This is a genomic window from Achromobacter sp. Root83, from assembly GCF_001428845.1.
In the GTDB taxonomy this organism is placed as follows: Bacteria; Pseudomonadota; Gammaproteobacteria; order Burkholderiales; family Burkholderiaceae_B; genus Achromobacter.
In genome coordinates this window covers 1-7,696 of record NZ_LMIU01000018.1, presented here as the reverse complement: position 1 = coordinate 7,696, position 7,696 = coordinate 1, and the positions used below count along the sequence as shown (strand labels likewise).

The 7,696-nt window shown below is 70.4% G+C and carries 2 protein-coding genes and 6 pseudogenes; all 8 read left to right on the top strand.

Going from position 1 to position 7,696, the window contains the following annotated elements:
• Window positions 1–817, top strand: an 817-nt coding sequence (locus tag ASE30_RS15845) for a phosphopantetheine-binding protein (RefSeq protein ID WP_235515273.1), incomplete at its 5' end; no start/stop codon positions are given.
• A pseudogene (locus tag ASE30_RS29970) lies at window positions 739–1,713 on the top strand (condensation domain-containing protein); the annotation flags it as partial. The gene ASE30_RS15845 and the pseudogene ASE30_RS29970, both read left to right, overlap by 79 nt.
• Before the next feature lie 81 nt (window positions 1,714–1,794).
• Window positions 1,795–2,783: pseudogene (locus ASE30_RS29965) on the top strand (AMP-binding protein); the annotation flags it as partial.
• A gap of 1 nt (window position 2,784) precedes the next feature.
• Window positions 2,785–3,420: pseudogene (locus ASE30_RS29595) on the top strand (AMP-binding protein); the annotation flags it as partial.
• A gap of 1 nt (window position 3,421) precedes the next feature.
• Window positions 3,422–3,837 (top strand): annotated as a pseudogene (locus ASE30_RS29585) (phosphopantetheine-binding protein); the annotation flags it as partial.
• A gap of 208 nt (window positions 3,838–4,045) precedes the next feature.
• A pseudogene (locus tag ASE30_RS29960) lies at window positions 4,046–4,495 on the top strand (condensation domain-containing protein); the annotation flags it as partial.
• Window positions 4,496–4,559: 64 nt separating this feature from the next.
• Window positions 4,560–7,255, top strand: a pseudogene (locus tag ASE30_RS29955) (condensation domain-containing protein); the annotation flags it as partial.
• Between the two features lies 1 nt (window position 7,256).
• The coding region (locus tag ASE30_RS29950; protein WP_369819329.1) for an AMP-binding protein at window positions 7,257–7,696 on the top strand (440 nt) is incomplete at both ends.

Sequence of the window (7,696 nt, the reverse complement as noted above, 5' to 3'; positions counted from 1 at the left end):
GGCCGAACTGCGCGAGGCGTTGCGGGATTATCTGAAGGGCAGGCTGCCGGAGTTCATGGTGCCGTCGTTCTGGGTGTTCCTGCCGGCGCTGCCGCTGAACCCCAATGGCAAGGTCGACCGGCGCAAGCTGCCCGACCCGGATCCGGCCGCGGCGGCGCATGCCTATGAGCCGCCGCGCGGCGATGCGGAAACCGCCGTGGCCGCGCTCTGGCAGGCGGTGCTGGGCACGCCGCGGGTGGGCCGTTCGGACAACTTCTTCGAACTGGGCGGCCACTCGCTGATGGCGATCCAGTTGATGGAGCGCTTGCGGCGCCATGGCTGGCCCATGCCGGCTCGGGCGATCTTCGAGCATCCGACCCTGTCGGATTTCACGCGTGAGGTGCAGCGCGAGAACGCCGGCGCGGCCTTGGACCAGGGACTTGAACGGGCCTCGGCGCCCCGTGTTCCGGATAACGGCATCGTGCCCGGCTGCATCCGCCTGGAACCGGCCATGATTACGCTGGCCACGTTGACGGATGCGCATCTGCGCGCCATCGAGGCCGCCGTGCCCGACGGCGCGCCGAACATCCAGGACATCTATCCGCTCGCGCCGCTGCAAGAGGGGATTCTGTTTCACCATCTCTTGCAGAACGGGCCTGATCCCTACCTGCTGCCGTATCTGATCGCCTTCGACACCGAGGCGCGGCTGCAGGGGTTCATGGCGGCCTTGCAGGAGGTGGTGGCCCGCCACGATCTGCTGTGGTGCTGCGCCAGGCGCGGGTGGAGTTGGAACAGGCGCCGGCCGCGCCTGCCGGCGCCGACGCCGAGGCCTATCTGAATGCGCTGATCCATGAGCCCGCATATCGCATTGATGCGCGGAACGCGCCCATGATCCGCGCGCTGGCGCTGCACGATGCCGCGCAGGGACGATGGCTGCTGCAGTTGCCGTGCCATCACTTGATCATGGATCACACGACGCTGGAGTTGATCAGCGCCGAGATCGCATTGATCAGCCAGGGAGCGCGCGCGTCCCTGGCGGCCCCGGTACCGTTCCGCGACTTCGTGGCGCAAGCCCGGCTCGGGCTTTCGGCCGATGAGCATCGGCGATTCTTCTCGGGCATGCTGGCCGATGTCGACGCGCCTACCGCTCCGTTCGGACGCCTCGACGTCCAGGGGGATGGAAGCCGCGCGGACGAATGTGTGCAGCGTGTCGATCCGGGCGTCAGCCTGGCGCTGCGGTCGCTTGCCCGACGCCACGGCGTCAGCCCCGCGGCGGTGTTTCATCTGGCCTGGGCGCAGGTGCTGGCGCTGACGACCGGACGCGACGATGTCGTGTTCGGGACATTGCTGTTTGGGCGCATGCGCGGCGGGGCCGAGGTCGACCGCGCGGTCGGCATGTTCATCAACACGTTGCCCATCCGGGTACGGTTGCGCCGCAAGGGACTGGCCGTGGCACTGAAACAGACCCAGTCCGCGTTGATGGATCTGTTGGCGCACGAACACGCGCCGCTGCAGCTCGCGCTGCGTTGCAGTGGAGTGCCTGCCGGTACGCCCTTGTTCTCGACCCTGCTCAACTATCGCTACAGCGCGGGTGCCGATGGTGGAACGGCGCTGTGGGAGGGCGTTCGCACCATCGGCGGGCGCGAACGCACGAACTATCCGCTCACGCTGTCGATCGACGACCTGGGCGAGGGCTTCCGGATCGTCGTGCTGGCCGAGGCGGGCATCGATCCCCATCGGATCGCCGCGTACGTGCAGTCCACCCTGGCCCAACTCATAGACACATCAAATGACCAGCCGGCGAGCCCGGCCGCCATGGGGCTGGAAGAGTCGCGCACGCTGGAACAATGGAGCCGGGGTGTGCCCGGACTCCCGCAAGCGTTTACGCATCACCTGATCGAGTCTCAGGCGGCGCGGCGTGGCGACGCGGTGGCGCTGGTGTATGAGGGGCAGCAGGTCGGCTACGCGGACCTGAACGCCCGGGCGGGGCCGGACGTGACGGTGGGCGTGGCCCTGCCGCGCTCGGTGGAACTGGTGGTGAGCCTGCTGGCGGTGATGAAGGCCGGCGGCGCCTACGTGCCGATCGACGCCGAGCTGCCCGCCGAGCGGGTGGCGTACATGCTGCGGGACAGCGGCGTGACACGGGTGGTGTCGGATGGCGCGACCTTGGCTGGGCTGGCGCTTCCGGCCGGGGTGCAGGCCTTGGACCTGGATACGCTGGTGCTGGCGGACGAACCGGACCATAACCCCGACGTGGTCCTGCATCCGGAGCACCTGGCGTATGTGATCTACACGTCGGGTTCAACCGGCAAGCCCAAGGGCGCGGCCAACCGGCATGGATCGCTGCACAACCGCCTGGCGTGGATGCAGGCCGAGTATGGGCTGACGCCGGACGATGTGGTGCTGCAGAAGACGCCGTTCAGCTTTGACGTATCGGTGTGGGAGTTCTTCTGGCCGCTGATGGGCCGGACGATGTGGTGCTGCAGAAGACGCCGTTCAGCTTTGACGTATCGGTGTGGGAGTTCTTCTGGCCGCTGATGGYGGGCGCGCGGCTGGTGGTGGCSGCGCCGGGCGCGCACCGCGACCCGCAGCGCCTGGGCGCGCTGATCCGGGAGCACGGCGTGACCACGCTGCACTTCGTGCCCTCGATGCTGCAGGCATTCCTGGCCGATGGGGCGGGGCGCGGTTGCGGTTCCATCCGTCAGGTGCTGTGCAGCGGCGAGGCGCTACCCGCGCAGGCGCAGGCGGACCTGTGGGCGCAACTGCCCGGGGTGGCGCTGCACAATCTGTACGGCCCGACCGAGNTCGATGCTGCAGGCATTCCTGGCCGATGGGGCGGGGCGCGGTTGCGGTTCCATCCGTCAGGTGCTGTGCAGCGGCGAGGCGCTACCCGCGCAGGCGCAGGCRGACCTGTGGGCGCAACTGCCCGGGGTGGCGCTGCACAATCTGTACGGCCCGACCGAGGCGGCGATCGACGTGACGCACTGGCGCTGCGAGGACGATGGCCGGGCGGTGGCGATCGGAGGGCCCATCTGGAACACGGTGTGCCGGGTGTTGGACGCGGACCTGAACGCGGCGCCSCAGGGCGTGGCGGGCGAGCTGTATCTGGGCGGCGCGGGCCTTGCRCGGGGCTAYCTGCACCGGTCGGCGTTGAGCGCAGAGCGCTTCGTGGCCGACCCGTTTRCCGAGGGTCAGCGGCTGTACCGCACGGGGGATCTGGTGCGCTGGCGCGAGGATGGGGCGCTGGAGTACCTGGGGCGGCTGGATCATCAGGTCAAGATCCGAGGGCTGCGCATCGAGCTGGGCGAGATCGAGGCGCGGCTGCTGGCCGAGCCGGGCGTGGAGCAGGCGGTGGTGGTGGCCGCGGCGCAGCCKTCGGGCGGCCAGAGGCTGGTGGCCTACGTGGCGCCGCTGGGCGTCCAGGCGCCGGCGCTGCGCGAGNAGGCGCGGCTGCTGGCCGAGCCGGGCGTGGAGCAGGCGGTGGTGGTGGCCGCGGCGCAGCCKTCGGGCGGCCAGAGGCTGGTGGCCTACGTGGCGCCGTTGGAGGTCCAGGCGCCGGCGCTGCGCGAGGCGTTGGGGCGGAGCTTGCCGGACTACATGGTGCCGGCGGTGATCCAACCGCTGGCGGYGCTGCCGCTGAACGCCAACGGCAAGATCGACCGCAAGGCGCTGCCGGCGGTGCAGGCCGAGGCCTCGCAGGTGTATGCAGCGCCGCAGGGCGAGATCGAACAGGCGCTGGCGCGCATCTGGGCGGCGGTGCTGGGCGCGGAGCGCGTGGGGCGGCACGACAACTTCTTTGAGCTGGGCGGGGACTCGATCCTGAGCCTGCAGATCGTGTCGCGGCTKCGSGCGGCRGGGTGGCGCATCACGCCGCGCCAGCTGTTCGAACGCCAGACGGTGTCGCAACTGGCGGCCGAGGCGGTGGCCGAGGGCGGGCAGACGGCGGCCTCGCAGACCGAGGGCGAGGTGCCGTTGCTGCCGATCCAGGCGGACTTCTTCGCGCAGCCGCTCGCGCGGCCGCAGCATTGGAACCAGGCGGTGCTGGTGGCGCATCACGCCGCGCCAGATGTTCGAACGCCAGACGGTGTCGCAACTGGCGGCCGAGGCGGTGGCCGAAAGCGGGCAGGCGGCGGCCTCGCAGACCGAGGGCGAGGTGCCGTTGCTGCCGATCCAGGCGGACTTCTTCGCGCAGCCGCTCGCGCGGCCGCAGCATTGGAACCAGGCGGTGCTGCTGGAGCCGGGCGCGGCACTGGATGCGACGGCGCTGACACGGGCGCTACRGGCGGTGCTGGCGCAGCACGACGCGTTGCGCCTGCGCTTCGAGGTCGATGCCGAGGGCGGCGTGCGCCAGGTCTATGGACCGGCGCCGCGCGCCGAGGAGATCCTGTGGCGCCGGGATGCCGCCGACGCCACGGCGTTGACGGCGCTGTGCGAGGCGGCGCAGGCCAGCCTGGACCTGAGCCAGGGGCCGCTGCTGCGCGTGCTGCTGGCGGATCTGGCCGATGGCTCGCAGCGGNTTGACGGCGCTGTGCGAGGCGGCGCAGGCCAGCCTGGACCTGAGCCAGGGGCCGCTGCTGCGCGTGCTGCTGGCGGATCTGGCCGATGGCTCGCAGCGGCTGCTGCTGGCGATCCACCACCTCGTGGTGGACGGGGTGTCGTGGCGGGTGCTGCTTGAAGACCTGCAGTCGGCCTACGATCAGGCGCAGGCGGGGCCGGTCATCGCGTTGCCGCCCAAGACGGCCAGCTACAAGGACTGGGCCCTGGCGCTGCAGGGCGCGGCGGCGGGGTGGGATGACGAGCTGGCGTACTGGCGCCAGGTCGGCGAGCAGGCTGCCCCCTTGACGCGGGATCTGGCCCAGGGGCCCAGCACGATGGCGGACGAGGCGCGCGTGGCGCTGTCATTGGACATGGCCCAGACCGAGGCCTTGCTGAAGGAGGCGCCCGCTGCGTATCGCACCCAGGTCAATGACCTGCTGCTGACGGCATTGGTGCGCGCCCTGTCCAACAGGAACGGTCAGGAAAGCATCCTGATCGAGATCGAGGGACACGGGCGGGAGGATCTTTTCCCCGGACTGGACCTCTCGCGTACCGTGGGCTGGTTCACCAGCAGCTTCCCTGTGGTGCTCGACGCAGGCGGCGGGCCGGGCGATGCGCTGATGCGCGTGAAGGAATCCCTGCGTGCGGTGCCGCGGCGAGGCCTGGGCCACGGCGTGCTGCGTCGCGCGGGATCGGATGCGCAACGGCAGGCGGTCGCGGCCTTGCCGCGTGCGCAGATACTGTTCAACTATCTTGGACAGGTCGATTCTGGCGCGGCGCATCAAGCCTGGCGGCTCGCCAGCGAGGCGTCAGGCCAATCGCGGGATCCGGCGTCTCCGCGAGAGCATGCGCTCGTGGTCGAGGCGAAAGTTCAGGACGGCCGCCTGCAGGTCCAGCTTATGTACAGCGCGCGGCACCGGGACGCGGCGGCGATGGCCGCGCTGGCCGATGCGTTGGGCGCCGAACTGCGCGCGCTGGTCGCGCACTGCACCAGTGGCGCCTCGGGCGTCACGCCCAGCGACTTTCCACAGGCGAGGCTGGACGCGGCGGAGCTGGCCCAGTTGCCGCTGACGGCGGGGCGGCTCGAAGACCTGTATCCGCTTTCGCCGATCCAGGAGGGGATGCTCTTCCACTCGCTGGACACAGCCGAGGGCGGCGCTTACGTCAATCAATTGCGCGTGAACATCAGCAACGTCGATCCGCAGCGCCTGCGCGCGGCATGGGCCGCGGTACTGGCGCGTCACCCCGCGCTGCGTAGCGGCTTCCTGTCCGGCGAGCGCAATCTGCAGTGGGTCGACAAGGCATGCGAGCCGCCCCTGGAACTGATGGACTGGCGCGACCGCTCCGGCTCCGCTGACGCATTGGACGCGCTGGCAGCCGAGGAGGCCAGGCGCGGATTCGACTTGAGCCGGCCGCCGCTCATGCGCATGGTGCTTTTGCGGCAAAGCGACGATGCCTATCATTTCATCTGGACGTATCACCATCTGTTGGTTGACGGTTGGTCGACTTCCCTGCTGCTGGGTGAAATGCTGCGCCACTACGCCGGCGACACGCTAGACGCCGAGCCCGGGAAGTATCGCGATTACGTGGATTGGCTGGCGCGCCAGGATACCGGCGCCGCGTCGGATTACTGGCGTGCGTTGCTGGGCAGGCTCGACGAGCCCACCCGTCTGCCGGGGTATCTGGGCGCGGAGGGGCAGGTTGGCGAGTACCGCCGCCACTCGATCGAACTGGGCGGGACGCGCACGGCCGTGCTGGCCGCCGCCGCCCGCTCACAGCGGCTGACCGTCAACAGCGCAATCCAGGCCGCCTGGGCGTTGACATTGCAATCCCTGGCCGGGCGCGTGCCCGTGGTGTTCGGCGCCACCACGGCGGGTCGTCCCGCGCAATTGCCAAGAGTGGGCCAGACGGTGGGGCTGTTCATCAACACGGTGCCGGTGGTGGCGGTGACGCGGCCGGAACAGACCGTGCTTGATTGGGTTCGGGCCGTGCAAGACCAAAGCATGAAGACGCGCGAGTACGAGTACGCCTCGCTTGCGGCCATCCAGCGGGAATATGGCGTCTCGGGCCTGGGCTTGTTCGACACGATTGTCGTGTTCGAGAACTACCCCGTCGACGACATGCTGTCCGCCAATGCCCCGGGGGGGCTGTCGTTTGGCGCGGTGCATACCGATTACGGCAATCACTACCCCTTGACGCTCAGAGTGAGGACCGGGGCGGCCCTGGGACTGGATTATCTGTACGACAGCGCGCGTGTGACTGATGCGGCGCTCGGCCGTGTCGCCGCGCAGTTCGAGGCCATGCTGGATGCCGTCGTCCGCGCCCTTGGGGGCCAGCAGCAATGCATCGGGGAGCTGCCGTGGCTGGACGCGCCCGTCCCGCCTCCGCTTGAGGCCGTGGCGCCAGCGCCGGGGGTGCTGTCGCGCTGGAGCGAGGCGGTGGCCGCCGGGCCCGAGCGCCTGGCGGTGGCCGGCGAGGACGGCAACCTGAGCTATGCCGGGCTGGATCGCGCCAGCACGGCGCTGGCCGCGCGGCTGCGCGGCGCCGGGGTCGGGCTGGAGGACCGGGTGGCGGTGCATGCGCCGCGCTCCGCGGCGCTGGCCGTGGGGCTGCTGGGCGCGCTCAAGGCGGGCGGCGTCTATGTGCCGCTGGACCCGGCCTTGCCGGCCGAGCGCCTGGCCTATGTGGTGCGCGACAGCCAGGCGCGCTGCGTGGTGAGCAGCGCGCCGCTGGAGTGGGANTCTATGTGCCGCTGGACCCGGCCTTGCCGGCCGAGCGCCTGGCCTATGTGGTGCGCGACAGCCAGGCGCGCTGCGTGGTGAGCAGCGCGCCGCTGGAGTGGGACCCGGGCGTGCCGGTGGTGCTGCTGGAGGGGGATGTGGCAACGGCGGCGGAAGGCGAGGCCGTTCGCGAGGCCGTTCGCGTGCCCGTTCGCGCGCCCGCCGAGCACCCGTCCCAGGCCGCCTACCTGATCTATACCTCGGGCTCGACGGGACAGCCCAAGGGGGTGGTGGTCAGCCATGGCGCGCTGGCCAACTACGTGGCCGGCGCGCTGGCGCGCATGGACCTGCCCGAGGATGCGTGCAGCATGGCCATGGTCTCGACCGTGGCGGCCGACCTGGGCCACACCATGCTGTTCGGCGCGCTGTGCTCGGGCCGCGCGCTGCACATGATCCCGGCG